Consider the following 18,165-nt stretch of genomic DNA (forward strand, 5'->3'; position numbering starts at 1 on the left):
GTAGGGGGCCGGTCCGGCAGCCGGGGCCCGGGCGCCATGCTCCCCGGACTCCCGAGCGAAGACTGCGCCTGACGAAAATGGGGACTCATGGCATCACGGCGGGACGAGCTCAACGCGTACACCTTTGCGAAGAAGCGCACGGTCGCGGCATTCCTCCAACCCTCTCCCTCGGGTACGGAGGAGGGCGCGCCCCGGCCGCTGCGCGCGGTGCTGCCCGGAGTCATCGTCGGCGCGCTCGTGATCGCCGGATTCGGCGCCTGGGGCATGTTCCGGCCGACCGCGCCCAAGGGCTGGGACAAGCCCGGCACCAACGTGATCATCGGCAAGCAGTCCACGACCCGCTACGTCGTCCTCACCACCGGCAAGGGCAAGGACAAGAAGATCCTGCTCCACCCGGTGCTCAACCTCGCCTCGGCCCGGCTCCTGCTCAACCCGGACGACTACCACGTCGTCCAGGTCGACGACGCCGAGCTCGACAAGGGCAACCCGCCGCGCGGCCCCATCCTCGGCATCCCGTACGCCCCGGACCGGCTCCCCGCCGAGGGCGACGCCGGCACCGCCAAGCGCTGGGCCGTCTGCGAGCAGCCGGGCGGCGGCAACGGCGGCAGCGTCCAGAAGGCCACCTTCCTCTTCGCCAAGCGCGACCTCGGCCGCACCGACAACGCCAACAAGCTGAAGCCCGGTCAGGTCCTGTACGTGAAGGGCCAGAAGGACAGCGCGCAGTTCCTGGTGGACCACACCGGCACCAAGTACCGCGTGGTGGAGACCTCCAAGAACCTCACGTCCGCGCTCTTCGGCAGCCGGCAGCCGCAGCAGGTCACCGACGACTGGCTGGCCACCCTGAAGGACGGCAGCCCCGTCGACTTCCCGCCGATCCCCGGCACGGTCGGCGCGGACGCGCACGTGCGCGGCGGCCTCACCCCCGAGCAGGACAAGGTCGGCATGGTGCTGATCGCCCAGACCGGCTCCGGCCCGCAGCACTACGTCGTCCTGGAGGGCAAGGTCCAGCCGGTGTCCGAGTTCACCGCCTGGCTGCTCATCCAGTCCCCGAGCACCGACTCGCTCGACATGTCCGGCAAGGCCACGCCCGTCGACCTCCAGTCGCTCACGCCCGACAGCACCCCCTTCGCCGGCCAACTCCGCTGGCCCGAGCGCAAGTCCACCCAGATCAACTCGGTGGGCGGCGCCGGCTCGCGGGACACCGTCTGCTCCGTCCTGGAGAGCGTCGACTCCAAGGGCCGGACGACCCTGTCCACCTGGGCCGGCCCCAAGTACCCCGCCGACATCACGGCCGGCGGCACCAGCACGTACGTCACGCCCGGCACCGGACTCCTCTACACCCAGATCCAGGGCAAGCAGTCCACGCCCGACGGATCCCTCTTCCTCGTCACCGACACCGGCCTGCGCTACGCCGTCCAGGCCAACGGCGACAGCGACAGCGGCCGCTCCGAGATCGGCACGGGCAACCAGCAGCAGACCACGGACGGCCGCCCGGAGCCGTCGGACGCGCAGAAGCGGCTCGGCTACGAGAAGGTCACGCCGGTGCTCGTACCGATGGAGTGGTCGGAGTTCCTGTCGAAGGGCCCGCGCCTGGACACCAACAGCGCGCGCCAGCCGCAGGGTTCGTGAGGGGGCGACACCGTTGACGCGATCCCACACGCGAGCAGGAGTCCTCCTGGCGGCGACGGCCCTGACGGGCGGACTGACGGCTGCCCCGGCGGCAGCCGCGCCCTCGCCGTCGCCGGTGGCGCTGTCCGTGGACGGCAGCGGCGAGTGCACCTTCCCGATGAAGAAGCAGATCGAGGGCATCCCGTGGTCGCTCCAGCGGGTGCTGCTGGACGAGCTGTGGCAGGACACCAAGGGCAAGGGCGTCCGCGTCGCCGTCATCGACACCGGCGTCGACGACGTCAACCCGCAGCTGAAGCCCGCGGTGGACGCGAAGGCGGGCAAGGACTACCTGAAGCCCGACAAGCAGAACCCGGGCGCCGGCAACGACCAGCGCGGCAAGACGGACGGCACCGTCGACGAGGTCGGCCATGGCACGAAGGTCGCCGGCATCATCGCGGCCCGCCCGCGCAAGGGCACGGGCTTCGTGGGCCTGGCGCCGGAGGCGACGATCATCCCGATCCGCCAGAACGACGAGAAGAACAGCGGCAAGTCGGACACGATGGCCCTCGCCATCGACCACGCGGTCGCCAAGGGCGCCCAGGTCATCAACATCTCGCAGGACACCACCCAGCCGCTGTCCCCCGACTCGAAACTGGGCCAGGCGGTGGCGCGCGCCATCGACGCCAACGTGGTGGTCGTCGCCTCCGCGGGCAACGACGGCATGGACGGCAAACTCAAGAACACCTATCCCGCGGCCTTCCCCGGCGTCATCGCCGTCGCCTCCTCCGACCGCAACAACGAGCGCGCCCCCTTCTCCCAGTCCGGCACCTTCGTCGGCGTCGCCGCCCCGGGCGTCGACATCGTCTCGACGGTCCCGGGCGGCGGCCAGTGCGTCGACAACGGCACCAGCTTCTCGGCCCCGTACGTCGCGGGCGTGGCGGCCCTGCTGCGCGCCAAGTACCCCAAGTGGACCGTGGCCCAGATCGCCACCCGGATCGAACAGACGGCGATCCGCTCGATCAACGGCCATGACAACCACGTCGGTTGGGGCGTCGTCGACCCGGTCCGCGCCCTCGCCGACGGCCCGGAACCCCCGAAGACCGGCGGCCCCACCCCGGACCCGGGCCCACCGCGGCCCCCGGCCCCGGAACCGGCCCACATGTCCATGTCGGAGACCCCCCAGGAACGCTCGGAGCGCCTGGCGACGTACGCCCTGGGCATCGCGGGCGTGCTGGTGGCGGTGGTTTCGGGGACGGCGGTGGTCCTGAGGGACAGCCGGAGGAGGCGGAGGATCTGACGGGGCCTCAGCTGATGCGTGAATGAGTAGGAATACCTAGGTAGCTTTGCAGTTGGAACTGTCGTACCTAGTGGCTAGAGTGGTCGAGTTCGAACGTGTGACGAGGGGGAAGCGACGTGGCAGGGCCGGACGGGGACGGCGGCAAGCAGGGGCTCGATGTCGGTGAAGTGACGCTCCTGACCTTCCAGACGCGCATGCAGAAGCTGGTCGACGAGCTGAAGGGTTCGCCGGCCGAGCACACCAAGATCGGCGAGCAGAAGGTCACGGCCGCGTCGTACGGCACGGGCTTCAGCGCGGCGACGCAGCTGCACGCACAGTACGAGAAGGTGCGCACGCGGCTCGAGGAGCTGACGAAGATCTTCGGCGAGACGATCGAGGCGATGGGGATTCGCGCACAGATCGCCGACAAGGGCTACGACAGCGTGAACGAGGAACAGCGGCAGCGCTTCCAGCAGATCCAGAAGAGCACGCAGGCCGACTACGAGAAGCACACCGAGGCGGGCGTCGAGGACCCGGCCAAGCCGCAGGAGCCGGCCAAGCCGACCACCAACACCACCGATTCCGGCGGCTTCAGCTAAGCGGGGGAGGACAACACGATGTCTGGAGAGTTCGAGGGGAAGTCCCTGGACGCTCTGTACGCGATGATCGCGTCGGCCAAGCCCGAGGAGATTTCCGGCGCGGGTACGGCGCTTGCCGCCGCGGTGCCGAAGATTCTCGACATCGCCACCGACTTGAGGCACTACATCTCCCACGTGCGCTGGGAGGGCGAGGGCGGCGACGCCTTCCGCCTCTGGGGCGAGGGCATGGTCCGCGAGACGCTCGTTCTCGGTGACTTCACCAAGGTCGTCTCCGAGGAGATGAAGCGCGCGGGCAACGCGCTGACCGAGGCCAAGGCTGCCCTGCCGAAGCCTGCCGGGATGTGCTACGCGGACCCGGAGAAGGAGAAGGCCCGGATCGAGGCGGAGACCGGCCCGAAGCTCCAGGAAGCCATCCAGCAGATGGAGCGTCTGTCGTCGTACTACGACACGACGAGCGCACGTCTCTCAGCGGAGCGGCAGCCGGAGTTCAAGCCGATGGACAGCCGCTGGGACGGTGGGTACACCGAGTACGGTTCCGGCGGCAGCACCGGTTCCGGTACGTACGCGAGCACCGGTTCTGGCGCGGGCACCACCCAGACCGGCCACACGACGCTCCCGCGGGCCGACGTGTCGAGCCCGACGGACACGCACCGGCAGATCCTCGATCCGGTGAATCCGCCGTCGGTCCCGCCCTCACTCCCTCCGGTGGTTCCGCCGGAGTCCGAGGTGGACACCAACCTCGACTCCGTGACGCTGACGCCGCCGCCGGAGACCGTGAACCGGCCGCCCGTGCAGCCTCCGGTGACCACCACCGGCACGCCGCCGCTGACCGCGAACCCGGTGCCCCTCCCGCCGCTGCCGCCCGTGGCGCCGCCGCTGGGTCAGCAGGGCGGCTACCAGCCGCCCAAGGTGCCGGTCACCGGTCTGCCGACCACGGCGGGCCGCACCGGAATCCCCGGGCCGAGTCCGCTCGGCCCGCTGGGCCGTGCCGACGGCATCACCGGTGGTCGCCAGGTGCCCGGTCGCCCGCTGATGAACCAGCAGATGGGCCGCATGCCCATGGGCACCGTCATCGGCGAGGAGCGCGCCGGCACGCAGTACGGACGTGGTGCGAACGGCATCCACGGCCCGGGTGCCGGTGGCATGCACGGCGGCCCCGTCGGCGGCCAGGGCGGCTCGGGTCGCCGTCTGGCGAGCCAGCCGGGCGGAACCGTGGGCACGCCCTCGGCGTCCGGTGTGAGTGGACGCTCGGCCTTCACGCCCGGTGGTACGGGGCTCGTGCGTCCGACCGCTTCGACACAGCCGGAGGGGGAGGAGCGGCAGCAGCAGGGCCACCGCCCCGACTATCTGTCCGAGGACGAGGAGACGTGGACCTCGGGCCAGCGCCGGATCGTCCCGCCCGTCATCGACTAGGAGCACTTCCCTGATGTCCCCCCTCACCCGGGTCGCCGGGCGCCGAGCAGCCGCCCTGCTCGGCGCCATGTCGGCCGTCGTCGCCACCTGGACCGTCGCGGCGCCGGCCGCGACGGCGGACGACATGCGGTCGCGCCAGTGGTACCTGGACGCGATGAAGGCCGACGAGCTGTGGAAGGTGGCCACCGGCAAGGGCATCACCGTGGCAGTGCTTGACACCGGCGTCGACTCGACGGTGCCGGAGATGCGAGGACGGGTGCTGCCCGGGCGCAACTTCGACACGGGCGGGCTGGGTCGGGTGGACGACAAGGACAGGGACCGTCACGGCACCAACATGGCGCTTGCGATCGCTGGGACCGGCGCCGAGGGCGGTGTGAAGGGCATCGCTCCGGAAGCGATGATCCTTCCGGTCAAGACCGGTGACTACGCCTTCACCGGATGGAAGACCTTTCACCAAGGCATCCGTTACGCGGTGGACAACGGCGCCCGGGTGATCAACATCTCGTCCGGTGGCGTGGCGGACGCGTCCGAAGCCCGCGAGTGGCAGAGCACCGTCGACTACGCGGTTCGGAAGGGTGCTTTGATTTTCGCCGCCTCCGGGAATGACGGCAGGGAACGGCGCAACGTCTACCCCGCGTCGGTTCCCGGAGTGGTTGCCGTTGGTGCCGTGGACACCAAGGGCAAGGTCGCCAAGTTCTCCGACTACGGTTCCTACGTCGACCTCGTGGCTCCCGGCATCGACATGCCGGGACGCTGCCCCGACAACAAGAACAAGTTCTGCGGTTTCTGGGGCACCAGCCATTCCGCCGCCATCGCCTCCGGCACCGCCGCCCTCATCTGGTCCGCCCACCCCGACTGGACCGCGAACCAGGTACTCCGGGTCATGATGGAGACGGCCGGCCACAACGGCCCCGTCCCCTCCAAGTACATCGGCTACGGAACCATCCGCCCCGCCCAGGTCCTCCTCGAAGGCAAGGGCAACCCGGGCGACCCCGACGTGAACCCGCTGCTCGCCGCGCAGGGCGCGGGCGCCGCGAAGACAACACCACCCCAGACCTCCCCCTCTCCTGAGAACACGGGGGCAAGCGGCAACGGCCAGGCCAAGGACAACACCCGGGCCGCCGAGTCCGACAAGGGCGGGTTCCCGCTCTGGGCCATCGCCGCGAGTGCCGTCGCAGTCGTCGCCCTGATCGGCTTCGGCGTAGTGGCGGGAGTACGCAGGAGAGCGTCGACAGACGCATGAACAACTGCAGCATCGACAACAAGAGGAGCATCACATGAGCACTCCCGCTGGTGGGTTCGGACTCGCAGACGATCCGATCACTCAGGCGAAGAACAAGATCGTCGAGACGGGTGAGGCGGTCTCGAAGCAGGCGCGCGAGCTCGCCAACATCCTCGAGACCTGCGCCGCCGGCTGGACCGGTGTCGGTGCGGTGGGCTTCAAGACCGCCCAGAACAACCTCAACGAGGACCACGACGTCATCCGGCGTCTGCTGAACGTCCTCCTCAACGCCGTGAGCGAGACCAAGAACCTCAGCAACGCGAACGACGACGACGTGCGTGCCACCTTCGCCGCCGTCAACCACTCGTCGCTCAACAACATCTGACGAACAGGGGGAACCAGCATGTCTGTCGACAACGGCGGGACCAAGGTCCGGTACGAGAGCGTCCAGGAGATGGCGAACCGCATCCGCGCGGTCTCGAAGAACATCGTCCAGGACCTCGAGAAGATGGACCGGGCGCTCAAGGTCGTCACCGACACCTGGGACGGTGACGCGCACCGCGAGTACGAGATCCTTCAGGGCAAGTACAAGCACCGCGCCACCGACATGAAGGACCGCCTCGAGAAGATCGCCCAGATCGTCGAGCAGGGCAAGGACAGCTACCGCGCCACCGACGTGAAGGCCTCGCGCCTCTTCACCGAGTCGTACTGATCGACGCTCCTCGCACACGAGGAAGGGCCCGCTCCTACGAAGGAGCGGGCCCTTCCTCGTACGGCGGTGACCCCGCTAGCGGAGGTCGAACTCCCCGTCGCGCGCGCCGAGCACGAACGCGTCCCACTCCGCCTTCGTGTAGCGCAGCACCGTGTCGTGATCGAGCGACGACCGCATCGCGACCCCGCCTCCCGGCAGGTGGGCGATCTCCACCCGCTCCTCGTCCGGACTCGTCCCGGGGGCGCCCTGCCACTCGACGTCGCTGATGTCGAGCGCGTACAGCTCGTCCTTCTCCTGCTGAGTGCCCATCTGGCTCTGCCCCTTCACGTGCCGTTCGGACACGACGTCGGCATCGCGTCCTTGCAGGTCAATCATGGGTGCTGACGGGTCCGCGTGTCAGCCGGATCGGACGGAATCCCTCCGCCTCCACGCCTCCGGCCTTCGCGCCTTCGCGCCTCCGCGCCTCGGCCCGGCGGCCACCGGGCCGAGGCCGATCAAAGACCGAACACCCTTCCCCGCCAGGTCCAACCGGCATCCACCACCGCCTGACGCAGCGGATCCTTCAGCTGACGGGTGTCGAAGACGGAGTCCTCGACGAGCCGGCGCCGGCCGTCCTCCCCCCGCTCGATGGTCCACTGCCTGGACACCGTGGTGACCTGCCCCCGGCCGTATGCCGCGGAGACCGCGAGCGTCGGTGTGTCCCCCACCCAGCGGATCTCCACCTCCTCGTCGAGAGCCCGTACCTCGTGCTTCTCGGCGACCAGACGCATCCTGACCTTGAGGGTCCGCTCCAGCCGGTACGACAGGAAGTACTCCCGCCAGGCGGGCTCCAGCACCCGCCACTCCGCCACCAGGTCGGCCTTCTCCGCGGGGCGGGCGTTGCGCACCACATAGGGCCGGTCGGCGCCGTTGACCGCGATCAGTGCGGCACGGACCTCCGCGACGGAACGGGGCGTCACGGCCGGGCTCGGGCGCTTGGTCCCGGTCAGTCTGTCGAACAGACCCATGGCCGGCCTCCTGAACGTGAGTGCGGATCGGAAAGATCCTGGCGCCGAGTCGATGGCCTCACGACGCGCCCGTCCCCGCGACCGGCTTCACGACGGGATCCTTCTTCAGGGGCTTGTTCTCGCAGCCCAATACCTCCGTGGCCCGGCGCGTCATCCGGTACACGAAGTCCATTTGCTGATCCTGGGTGCCGTGGTCGTGGACCTCGCCCAGGTTCACGGTGAACGAGGTGGTGGCGTGCAGATGGACCCGCTTCGACCGTTCGGCCAGCTCGCCGGACAGGCGGCACGGGACATAGAGGTCCGTCGAGACGTCATGGGACACCCCGATCACGTCAGCCGATCCCGTGAGGTCGTAGGAGCGCGCCCCCTCCACTGCGGCGTCCTTCTTCGCATCGGCAGGCGAGGACCAGCGGAACTCGATGGTCGCCTGACCGAAACCCCGGTCGCCGTTCGGGTAGTACGAACACTGCACGAGTCCGTCTCTGACCAGCGTTTCCGGCTCTCCGCGGAGATTGATCCGCATCCCCTCGACGAAGTCGGGAGTCCGGTGGTTGAACCCGAAGGTGAAGGACCTCGCCCGTAGAACCTTGAGCAGCAGCTTCTCCTCCGGGGAGCCCGGAGCGATGGTGCACAGGTAGTCGTCCGGAGGCCCCGCCTGCGGCTCCTCACCGGAGCCGCAGGCGGTTGCCGCGAGCAGGAGCAGGCTGAGGACGGCCGGGAACCGTCGCGTCTGCGAGCCGCGTCCTGGACCGAGTCTCACGACGCGGCACCGCGGGTCGACGGCTTGACCACGGGAGCCTTGTCCAGTGGCTTGTTCTCGCAGCCGAGGGCGTCCGTCACCCCTCGGGTCATCAAGTAGAGGGCGGACAGCTGACGTTCCTCCAGAGCCTTGGTCACCTCTTTGCCTCGATTGACGGTGAGCGAGGCGTCCGCCCGAAGCACGGCCTTCTTCGAGTTCTCGCCGAGTTCGCCCGGCATTCGGCACGTCACGTACAGCGTCGTGCCGAGGTGGCCCGGCTCCCCTGTCGCGCCGTTCACGTCATAGAGCGTCGCACCGCCCTTGGCGGTCTTCTCCTGTGGCTCCTCGGCAGGAGACCACGCGTAGGAGAGGACGACACTCTTCTGTTCGTCGTCTGCCGGCACGAATGTGCACAGGTAGGAAGGCGACGTGGAGTCCTTTCCTCCCCATTCCTTGAGGTCCTTCGTGAAACGGGCGAGGAAACGCTCGTCCGTCTGCATCGCCTCGGTGGCGAAGTCATCCGTTTCCAGGACCTCACGCAGCGCCTTGCCCGCCTCGGAGTCGGCGGCCGGCCCGCAGAGCCCCTCGACCTGAGAGTCGGATCCGTCCGAGGTGCAGGCGGCCATGACCATCGCCGCAGCGACGAGCAGGGTCGCCGCCCCGAGGCGTCGACTTCTACTGGCCGGGCTGCAGGTGGGACTTGGCGGCGTTTCGCCCGGAGTCGTATGCGACGTTGGCACTGTTCTTGGCTTCCTTCCACGGGCCTTCTTCGTAGATCCCGTTCTGCTTTCCCCAAGCGTCGAACAGACGGTTGGTTCCTTCCATGCCGAGCGCGTAGTTGCTGCTGGAGTCCTTCTTGCCCTGTGCCTCGGCCTCGTCGGTGACGTCCTTGACCCACTCGTACTTGAGCGAGTCGATCAGGGAACCCCCGGCCGTTCCGACGATGGGGATCTCTCCAATCAGACCGTTGACGGCCGCGGCCGTGTGCTCCGAGGTTCCCTCGGCCCATTCGACCTTGTCGTCACCCTTGTCCTTGTAGACATCGGCGCCGATGCCGTTGAGCGCGCCCATGGCCGCCCCGATGTCGTTTGCCCGGTCGTTCCACTCCGAGCTCCCGCCGTGGACCCTGTCCCCGTTGAAGGCGGGAGCCTCGGCGAGCTGGGCGGCCGAGTACGAGCGCTCCGCCTCGTAGAGGAGGGCGTACGCCGCACCGTCGTCGGCGATTCCGCGCATGACACGGACGAGGCTGCCCTGTCCCACCGCGATGTGCGCGTTGTCGCCCGATCCGGTGATGTCGGGGTTGCCCTTGATGGCGCCGTACTCCGCCTCCTGGCCTCCCAGCGTCAGGTGGGTGTCGGCCACATAGTCCGCGAGGGCGCGGGCCATGGGCTGCTGGATGTTCTTCAGGTCCTCCGGGAACTCGTCGCCGCCCATCTCGGAGTCGAGGTACTGGATCGCGTGGTGCATGACCCGCGCCTGCCCCTCCGTGTGCGCGCCCACCGGCCCCAGCTTCTCGCCCGGCTCGTGCCCCGTCGCCGCCGCCTGGATCGCGTTGCCGAGGCCCGTGGCCTGGAAGGGGTCCTCCATCTTCATGGGCGGGCCGTAGGCGTTGTTCATCATCGGGTCCACCCACTTCCGCTCGGTGAGCAGGAACTTCAGGTGGTCGTTCTCGTTCCCCGGCGCCTTCGGGTCCAGGAAGTACTCCGCGTCCGCCGGGTCCTTGCTCATGATGTTGAGCAGGCTGTCCAGCGGGTCGTGGGCGATGTTGGGGCGCTCGGCGTCGTAGAAGTGCACCCAGTTCTCGGGGTGCTTCTTCTCGATCGCGATCATGTCGTGGCCGAGCTCGTTGAGGAACTCCTTGCCGTAGGCGTCGGGGTTGCCCTGACCCATGAGGGTGAGCAGGACCTGGTATCCCTTCGCCGGGACGATGCCGCTGGTGGTGACGTCCTCGTCGCCGAGCTTCTTCAGTCCGTCGACGAACGGGCGGTACGCGTAGCTCTTCGGGTCGCTCGTGCCCGAGGCGATCGTGTCGGCCAGGCCGGCGTTGATCGAGTTGTAGAGCTTCTTCTCGGCGTCCGAGAGCCCCCGCTCGTTCGCGGCCAGGTTCATCTTGTCCGCGATCGCCAGGGTGTCCTTCGCCCCCAGGCCGTCCAGGTAGGCCTCGCTGAAGTGCTTGTCCTTGGAGTTCTTCTCCAGGAGGTCGCGGAAGTGCTCCAGCTCCGCCTTCGACGCCTTGCCCTCGCGGACCTTCTCCGAGAGCTTGAGGGCCTCGACCGCCTCCACGTCGTTGACCGGCTTGGAGTTGAAGCCGAACGGAGCGGTGCCGTCGGCGCCGGAGGCGTTGAGCAGGGCGACCTTGACGTCCGCGTCGTAGTCCGTGACCGCCTTGACCGCATCGCTGATCTTGCGCGTCCACGACATCTCGACCTCGTGCAGGTCCGGGTCGTGGCGGATGCTGTAGGCCTCCTCCGCGCTGACCTTGCTGAAGTCGTAGCTGGCGTTCCCGGACTCGTTGACCTTCATGCCGGCGGCGATCGCCTCGTCCACCGCCGACTTCACCCGGTTCTTGAGTTCGGTGAAGGTGCCGTGGGCGTCACGCAGCAGGGACTCCACGGCCCGTGCTTCCTTCTGCGCCGAGTCGAGCTCCTTGCGGGTGATGCTGAAGTTCAGGGCGCCGACCTGCTGGGCCTGCCCGGTCCACAGGGTGTCGTCCGTGGCGACCTTCTGGACCTGCTTCTCGTAGAGGTCCTCCGCCTCCTTGAACTTGTCGGCCATCTTCTTCCAGCCGTCGGCGGCCGTGATCAGCTTGCCGAGGTCGGTCTGCATGATCTCTTGGTACGTCGGCATTCCGGCCCCCTACTGGGTAACATCCGTGATCTTGGAATTCGCCGCGTTGAAGCGGTACCGCGTGTCCAGGTCGTTGAGCATGAAAGCGTTCGCCGTGCCCTTCAGCGAATCCCGCTCCGACCCCAGCCGGCCCTGCAGCCGGGTCACCTGCGTGTCCCAGTGTTCGTGGGCCTTCTTGAGGCCGGCCGCGGTGTCCCATCCCTTGAACTCGGCGATGGCGCCGTTGGTGCCTTCGTCGGCCGCGTCCGCACCCTCCCGCACCTTCGGCTGGACGTGGTTCTCGATGTCGTTGCCGGCCTGTCGCTTCCTCGCCGGCGTCGTCCCCAGGTCGGGCTTGCCGCTGCCGCCGCCTCCCTGGTCCGCGGGCAGCTGGTTGAGCCGCATGGCCGCGGCGCTCTTCTGCTGCGCCCATTCGTCATCGAACGACATGCGTCCCCCTCGTGTGCGTTGTCCTGATCGTCATGTTCCCGAGGTGCTCCCACACCCCGTCCCGGCGAACCCCTACCGCTCCGCCAGCCGCCCCGTCTGCACCAGCGACGCCTGGCCCCGGCGGCCCACGAAGTAGCCGCGGCCCGGGGGCATCGGGCGGGGGCGGGCGGTGCCGATGAGGTCGCCCTCCGAGGGGTCGCCCGAGAGGACGACGCCCTGGGCGCCCAGCTCCTTGATGCGCTGCATGAAGGACTCGTACATCGAGCGCGAGGCGCCCGCGCTGTTGCGGGCGATGATGAAGCGGACGCCCGTGTCGCGGGCGAAGGGCAGGTACTCCGCCAGCGGAGCCAGCGGGTTGCCCGCGCTCGTGGCCACCAGGTCGTAGTCGTCGACGATGATGAAGACCTGCGGCCCCGACCACCAGCTGCGGTCCCGCAGCTGCTGCGGCGTCACGTCCTGCGGCGGCTGGCGGCGGGCGAAGACGCCCGACAGGGCCTCCATGTGCATCTGCATGGAGCTCGCCATCGGCGCGTACTCCAGGAGGTGCTCCTCCGGCAGCGCGCCGAGCAGCGAGCGCCGGTAGTCGCCGACGACCAGCTTCGCCTGGTCGGGGGAGTAGCGCTCGCCGATCTGCTTCGCGATCAGCCGCAGCAGGTTCGTCTTGCCCGACTCGCTCTCGCCGAAGATGAGGAAGAACGGGTCGGTGTCGAAGTTGACGAACACCGGCTCCAGCCGCGTCTCGTCGATGCCGATCGCGATGCCGTGCTGCGGGAACTCGAAGCCCTTCGGCAGCTGCTCCGCCGGCAGCTTGTGCGGCAGCAGCCGCACGGCCGGCGCGCCCGGGCCCTGCCAGGCCGTGCGGACCGCCTCGACGAAGGCCGCCGTGCCCGAGGACAGGTCGCTCGCCGAGCTCGATCCGTCGATCCGCGGCAGCGCGCCCATGAAGTGCAGCTTCTCCGGCACCTGGCCGCGGCCCGGCACACCGGTCGGCACGTTCGCCGCGACCTTGCGGTCGAACTCGGAGTCCATGACGTCACCGAGGCGCAGTTCGAGCCGGCCCAGCATCTGGTCCTTGAGCGCCGCCCGCACCTCCATGTAGCGGGCCGCGGTGATCACCACGTGGATGCCGTAGCCCAGACCGCGCGAGGCCAGGTCGGAGATGACCGACTCCAGGCCCTCGTACTCGGTGCGGAAACCGCCCCAGCCGTCGATGACCAGGAAGACGTCGCCCCACGGCTCGTTCGGCAGCTCGCCGGCCGCGCGCTTGCGCCGGTACGTCGCCATCGAGTCGATGTTGTGCGAACGGAACAGCTCCTCGCGCCGGTTGAGCACGCCCAGCACCTCGGCCACCGTGCGCCGCACCCGCTCCGGGTCAAGACGCGAGGCCACCCCGCCGACGTGCGGCAGCTCGGCCAGCGAGGACATGCCGCCACCACCGAAGTCCAGGCAGTAGAACTGCACCTCGGCCGGCGTGTGGGTGAGCGCGAACGACGAGATCAGCGAGCGCATCAGGGTCGACTTGCCGGACTGCGGACCGCCCACCACCATCATGTGGCCCGCCGCGCCGGAGAAGTCCCGGTACAGCACCTCACGGCGCTGCTCGAACGGCTTGTCGATGAGGCCGAGCGGCACGGTGAGCCCGCCCGGACGGGTGTACTCGGTCGCCGTCAGACCCCGGTCCGCGGTCTGCGCGAGCCCCGGCAGCAGCTGGTCCAGCGAAGGCGCCTGGTCCAGCGGCGGCAGCCACACCTGGTGGGCTGGCACGCCCTGCCCCTCAAGGCGCCGCACGATCACGTCGAGCACCGTGTCCGCGAGCGCGTCGTCCTCCTCGGAGCGCTGCGCCGTCAGGTACGCCGGGTCCGGCGCCGCGTACACCACGGGCACCGGCGTGGCCGTGAACAGCGCGGGCCGCCGCTCGATCGGCATGTTCCCCGCCTCCAGGCGCGGCCCGCCCGTGCGGTACGTGCCGGAGACGTACGCCGCCTTGAAGCGGGTCATCTCGTCCGTGCCGAACTTCAGATAGCCCGAACCCGGCACCGACGGCAGGTGGTACGCGTCCGGCACGCCGATCGCCGTGCGCGACTCGGCCGCCGAGAAGGTCCGCAGACCGATCCGGTACGAGAGGTACGTGTCGAGGCCGCGCAGCTTGCCCTCCTCCAGGCGCTGCGAGGCCAGCAGCAGGTGCACACCCAGCGAACGGCCGATGCGGCCGATCTGGATGAACATGTCGATGAAGTCCGGCTTGGCGGTGAGGAGTTCGGAGAACTCGTCGATGACCAGGACCAGCGAGGCCAGCGGCTCCAGCGGAGCACCCGCCGCCCGCGCCTTCTCGTAGTCGTGGATGTTGGCGTAGTTGCCCGCCGACCGCAGCAGCTCCTGCCGCCGCTGCAGCTCGCCGCGGATCGCGTCACCCATGCGGTCGACCAGCGTCAGGTCGTCCGCCAGGTTGGTGATGACCGCCGCCACGTGCGGCATCTGCGACATGCCCGCGAAGGTCGCGCCGCCCTTGAAGTCCGCGAGGACGAAGTTCAGCGTCTCCGAGGAGTGCGTCACCGCGAGCCCCAGCACCAGCGTGCGCAGCAGCTCCGACTTGCCGGAACCGGTCGCGCCCACGCACAGACCGTGCGGGCCCATGCCCTCCTGCGCGGCCTCCTTCAGGTCCAGCATGACCGGCGAGCCGTCCTCGCCGACGCCGATCGGCACCCGCAGCCGCTCGGCGACCGACCGCGGCCGCCAGGTGCGCGCCACGTCCACCGAGGCCGCGTCGCCGAGGTTCAGCAGATCCGTGAAGTCCAGGTTGGCGAGCAGCGGTTCGTCGTCGTCCCCGCCGCCCATCCGCAGCGGCGCCAGCTGCCGGGCCAGCGCCTCCGCGGCCTGCAGCGACATGACGTCCGGCACGCCCTCGTAGGCGAAACCGCCGCCCGACTCCAGGCGCAGCCGCCCGGGCCGGACCACCACGGACAGACCGCCGCGCGGCTCGTCGAGCTCGCCCGACACCACCTCGACGATCGTCACGCCCTGCAGGCCCTCGGCCGCCGCGAACAGCGAGTCCGGCGGCACCATCCCGCCGTCCAGGATCACCACGACGTGCGGCTGGTCGAGCACCGGCTGGCTGTCCCGGCTGAACCGCGGCCGGCCGTCGAGCCGCGAGCGCAGCAGCTGCTCCAGCTCGCCCAGGTCGTCGCCGAACAGGCGCTTCGTGCCCGCCCCGTCGACCGTGCCCGGCACCTGCGTGTGCGGCAGCCACTTCGTCCAGTCCCAGCGCTCCTGCGCGCCGCGCGCCGCCACCACGGCCACCATCAGGTCGTCGGGGGAGTGCAGGGTGACCAGCTGCGCCACCAGTCCGCGCGCCGCGGACTGCACCGACTCCGGGTCACCGGACACCGTCACGTGGTAGAAGGCGCGCATCGAGACCGCCATCGGCAGCCCGTCCAACGTGCCGTGCACCGCCAGGAACTGCTGCATCGCGCCCGCGCACAGCGGCTCCAGCTCGTCCACCGGCGCGGTGTCCGGCGCTACCAGCGGGGTCGCCAGCTGCTGCGCGCCCAGCCCGATCCGCGCCTGCGCGAAGTCGTGGTCGCCGACCCGCCGTTCCCAGACCCGCGAGCCCTCCGCGACCACCGACCACAACTGCTCGGGCGCCGGGTGCAGATAGAGCTGTGCGTCCCGCTGCTTGCGCGCGGTGCGCCGCACCGTACGCCGGGTCTGCGCGAGGTATTTGAGGTAGTCGCGCCGCACATCGGCCATTTGCCCCTGCGTACCGCGACGGAATCTGACGAACTGGGCGATGGCCATGCCGACCGTCGACGCCAGCATCAGGGTGCCCATGATGCGCATGATCGGCGACGGCGTCATGAAGAAGAACACCACGGACGAACCCATGCCGAGCATCGGCAGGAGCTGCATCAGCGCGGACTCCTGCTGTCCCCGCGGCAGTTCCGGCGGCGACTCCAGGACCAGTTCCTCGCCGGGTACTTCCGGAGGAAGGGACCTCGGCGGGCGTTTGACGACGATCTGGCTCACCGGCGCATCAATCCCTCGTTACGGGCGGGCTCGGGGAGGATTCACCGCACCAGCGCCCCCGTCGACTGTGTTTCGATGCGGACTCCCCCGTGAGTGCAGGATCCTACTTGCAGCCACCGCCAGCGGTCCCCGGTAGGGTGTCCGCGCAGTGTGCGCAACCGCGAATCAGGGGGTCCAGACACGTGAGTACGACCGCAGCGACCGGCTTCTGCCGCGTCACCGTCGTGGCGCCGGACAGCCGCATCGACGTCGCACTCCCCGAGGACATCGCCGTCGCCGACGTCTACCCGGAGATCCTGCGTCTCACCGGACAGACCCAGCCGGCCGGCGCCCCCACCGGCTACCACCTGGTGCGCCGCGACGGCACCGTCCTCGACGGCGCCCGCACGCTCGCCGCCCAGCAGGTCCTCGACGGCGAGGTGCTCAGCCTGCGCCCCTTCGCGCAGTCCCTGCCGCCGGCCGTCTTCGACGACGTCTCCGACGCCGTCGCCTCCGCCGTCACCCGCGACCGGCACCTGTGGAGCGACGACCTGCTGCGCGGCGCCGGACTCGTCGGCGGCGTGCTCCTCCTCGTCCTCATGGGCTTCGTGCTCTGGTACGCCGACCCGGTCCGGCACGACATGCACAGCCTGCCCGGCGTCATCGCGGGCGCGGCCGGTGTGCTCCTCACCGCCTTCGCCGGCGTCCGCGCCCGGGTCTACCAGGACCGGGCCACCGCCGTCGGCCTCGGCCTCGGCGCGCTGCCCCTGCTGCTGATCGCCGGCTCCGGCATCCTCGCCCCCGAGGCCGGCCAGGGGCCGGGCCGGCTCCAGTTCCTGCTGGGCTGCGTCACCGTCCTGGTCGCCTCCGTCGCCCTGGTCGCGCTCACCCCGAGCGGCGACGCCCCGTTCGTCGCCGCCACCTTCCTGGCCACCGTCGGCACCCTCGCCACCTTCGTCGCGATCCTCACCGAGGCCGGCGCCACCCAGACCGCCGCCGTGTGCGTGCCCGTCGCCATCGGCCTGGTCGCCTTCCTGCCCGGCCTGTCCGCCCGCTTCGCCCGGCTGCCCATCGGCTACGCCTCGCCGCGCAGCGCCGCCGACGACGAGTTCCTCGCCGACCCCCACCAGCAGGCCGCCCCCGACGCCCAGCCCGTCGACGGCGAGCGGATCGCGCTCCAGGCCCGCCGCGGCCACGAGATGCTGCTCGGCCTGGTCGGCGGCTGCGCCGCCGTCGTCGTCGGCTCCTCGGCCGTCCTCGGCTTCGCCGGCAACTCCTGGGGCCAGCTGCTCGCCCTCGCCGCCGGCCTCGCGATGCTGCTGCGCGCCCGCCTCTTCCGCTACACCTCGCAGGTCGCCTGCGTCCTGGTCGCCGGCCTCGCCGCGATCGCCCTGCTCGTCCTCGGCCTCTCCCTGAACCCGCCGGTCGACCTGGTGAAGGACCTGCTGATGTACGGGGACCGCGGCGGCCTCGACATCCGTACGATCTGGCTCACCGCGGCCGTCGCCGCCGGCGCCGCCCTGATCACCGCGATCGGCCTGATCATCCCGCGCAAGGGCCTCTCGCCCTTCTGGGGCCGGCTGCTCGACCTCACCGAGGGCTTCGTGCTGCTCTCCCTGGTCCCGCTCTGCCTCGCCGTCCTCGACGTCTTCATGCGGGCCCGCTCGCTCACCAGCTGAGCCCCGGCGCCGCGGCCCCGCGGCATCCCGGCCCCGGGGCCCCTTCGGTGAGCTGGTACGCTGTGTGACGGCCGTTTGTGTACGCGTTCCCGGAAGCCCCAGGGCTCGGGGAGCAGCGCTCATCGGACCTTCGCTCCCGAGTCACGGAAGCTTCCCCTGAGACCAAGACCAGGGGCACTCGTGGGCGCACGAACCAGAGGAGATCCGCGTGGCTCTCGACGCCGCCATCAAGAAGCAGATCATGGCCGACTTCGGCACCAAGGAGGGCGACACCGGCTCCCCCGAGGTCCAGGTCGCGCTGCTGTCCCGCCGCATCTCGGACCTGACCGAGCACCTCAAGACCCACAAGCACGACCACCACTCCCGTCGTGGTCTGCTCATCCTGGTCGGTCAGCGCCGCCGTCTGCTGCAGTACCTGGCCAAGAAGGACATCCAGCGCTTCCGTACGCTGGTCGACCGCCTCGGCATCCGCCGCGGTGCGGCCGGCGCCAAGTAAGACGCCGTGAAGGGAGCGGTTCCCACTTTCAGGGGGCCGCTCCCTTTGCTGTACGTGCGCGATGTGGGCCCCGGCACTTAGGCTGGTCACACAACGCCACATCCCCGCGCGAGAAGCAGCCGGCACGCCGCCGGTC

16 protein-coding genes are annotated in these 18,165 nt (G+C 69.8%); 9 read left to right on the forward strand and 7 right to left on the reverse strand.

Annotated features, from left to right (window positions below; translation table 11 throughout):
* The first annotated feature begins 87 nt into the window (after positions 1–87).
* The 7 genes from eccB (at position 88) to ACIGW2_RS07215 (ending at position 6,830) form a co-directional block, all read left to right on the forward strand.
* Positions 88–1,629, forward strand: coding sequence for a type VII secretion protein EccB (gene eccB, locus ACIGW2_RS07185; RefSeq protein WP_399841642.1), 1,542 nt, complete (start codon positions 88–90; stop codon positions 1,627–1,629).
* Between the two features lie 13 nt (positions 1,630–1,642).
* Complete coding sequence (gene mycP, locus ACIGW2_RS07190) at positions 1,643–2,905, forward strand: type VII secretion-associated serine protease mycosin (protein ID WP_399841645.1); 1,263 nt, start codon at positions 1,643–1,645, stop codon at positions 2,903–2,905.
* Positions 2,906–3,072: 167 nt separating this feature from the next.
* Positions 3,073–3,483 (forward strand): hypothetical protein, encoded by a 411-nt coding sequence (locus tag ACIGW2_RS07195; protein WP_399841647.1) that lies wholly within the window; start codon positions 3,073–3,075, stop codon positions 3,481–3,483.
* A gap of 18 nt (positions 3,484–3,501) precedes the next feature.
* Complete coding sequence (locus ACIGW2_RS07200) at positions 3,502–4,896, forward strand: hypothetical protein (protein WP_399841650.1); 1,395 nt, start codon at positions 3,502–3,504, stop codon at positions 4,894–4,896.
* Between the two features lie 13 nt (positions 4,897–4,909).
* Positions 4,910–6,139, forward strand: coding sequence for a S8 family serine peptidase (locus ACIGW2_RS07205; protein WP_391656851.1), 1,230 nt, complete (start codon positions 4,910–4,912; stop codon positions 6,137–6,139).
* Positions 6,140–6,173: 34 nt separating this feature from the next.
* The gene (locus ACIGW2_RS07210; protein WP_356072888.1) at positions 6,174–6,503 is read left to right on the forward strand and encodes a hypothetical protein; all 330 of its coding nucleotides are present in this window, start codon (positions 6,174–6,176) and stop codon (positions 6,501–6,503) included.
* An 18-nt stretch (positions 6,504–6,521) separates the two neighbouring features.
* Positions 6,522–6,830, forward strand: coding sequence for a WXG100 family type VII secretion target (locus ACIGW2_RS07215; protein ID WP_356072885.1), 309 nt, complete (start codon positions 6,522–6,524; stop codon positions 6,828–6,830).
* Between the two features lie 75 nt (positions 6,831–6,905).
* On the opposite strand, the gene ACIGW2_RS07220 is transcribed toward ACIGW2_RS07215, so the two are convergent.
* The 7 genes from ACIGW2_RS07220 to eccCa form a co-directional block, all read right to left on the reverse strand.
* Positions 6,906–7,139, reverse strand: coding sequence for a DUF397 domain-containing protein (locus tag ACIGW2_RS07220; protein WP_356072882.1), 234 nt, complete (start codon positions 7,137–7,139; stop codon positions 6,906–6,908).
* A 185-nt stretch (positions 7,140–7,324) separates the two neighbouring features.
* Entirely contained in the window at positions 7,325–7,837 is a 513-nt protein-coding gene (locus ACIGW2_RS07225) for a hypothetical protein (RefSeq protein ID WP_399841655.1), read from the reverse strand.
* A 58-nt stretch (positions 7,838–7,895) separates the two neighbouring features.
* Entirely contained in the window at positions 7,896–8,597 is a 702-nt protein-coding gene (locus ACIGW2_RS07230; RefSeq protein WP_399841656.1) for a hypothetical protein, read from the reverse strand.
* Positions 8,594–9,202, reverse strand: a complete 609-nt coding sequence (locus tag ACIGW2_RS07235) for a hypothetical protein (RefSeq protein WP_399841659.1) — start codon at positions 9,200–9,202, stop codon at positions 8,594–8,596. The genes ACIGW2_RS07230 and ACIGW2_RS07235 overlap by 4 nt, the downstream gene beginning before the upstream one ends.
* 49 nt (positions 9,203–9,251) lie before the next feature.
* Positions 9,252–11,423 (reverse strand): hypothetical protein, encoded by a 2,172-nt coding sequence (locus ACIGW2_RS07240; protein ID WP_391656855.1) that lies wholly within the window; start codon positions 11,421–11,423, stop codon positions 9,252–9,254.
* 9 nt (positions 11,424–11,432) lie between these two features.
* Positions 11,433–11,852, reverse strand: coding sequence for a hypothetical protein (locus ACIGW2_RS07245; protein WP_391656856.1), 420 nt, complete (start codon positions 11,850–11,852; stop codon positions 11,433–11,435).
* A gap of 72 nt (positions 11,853–11,924) precedes the next feature.
* On the reverse strand, positions 11,925–15,875 hold the full coding sequence (eccCa, locus tag ACIGW2_RS07250; protein ID WP_399841662.1) for a type VII secretion protein EccCa: 3,951 nt from the start codon (positions 15,873–15,875) through the stop codon (positions 11,925–11,927).
* A 182-nt stretch (positions 15,876–16,057) separates the two neighbouring features.
* Between eccCa and eccD the strand changes: the two genes are divergently transcribed.
* Positions 16,058–17,533, forward strand: coding sequence for a type VII secretion integral membrane protein EccD (gene eccD / locus ACIGW2_RS07255; protein ID WP_399841666.1), 1,476 nt, complete (start codon positions 16,058–16,060; stop codon positions 17,531–17,533).
* A gap of 208 nt (positions 17,534–17,741) precedes the next feature.
* Positions 17,742–18,029 (forward strand): 30S ribosomal protein S15, encoded by a 288-nt coding sequence (rpsO, locus tag ACIGW2_RS07260; RefSeq protein WP_356072860.1) that lies wholly within the window; start codon positions 17,742–17,744, stop codon positions 18,027–18,029.
* Positions 18,030–18,165: the final 136 nt, after the last annotated feature.

Origin of the sequence: Streptomyces sp. NPDC053541 (assembly GCF_044544705.1) — a bacterium.
Lineage (GTDB): Bacteria > Actinomycetota > Actinomycetes > Streptomycetales > Streptomycetaceae > Streptomyces.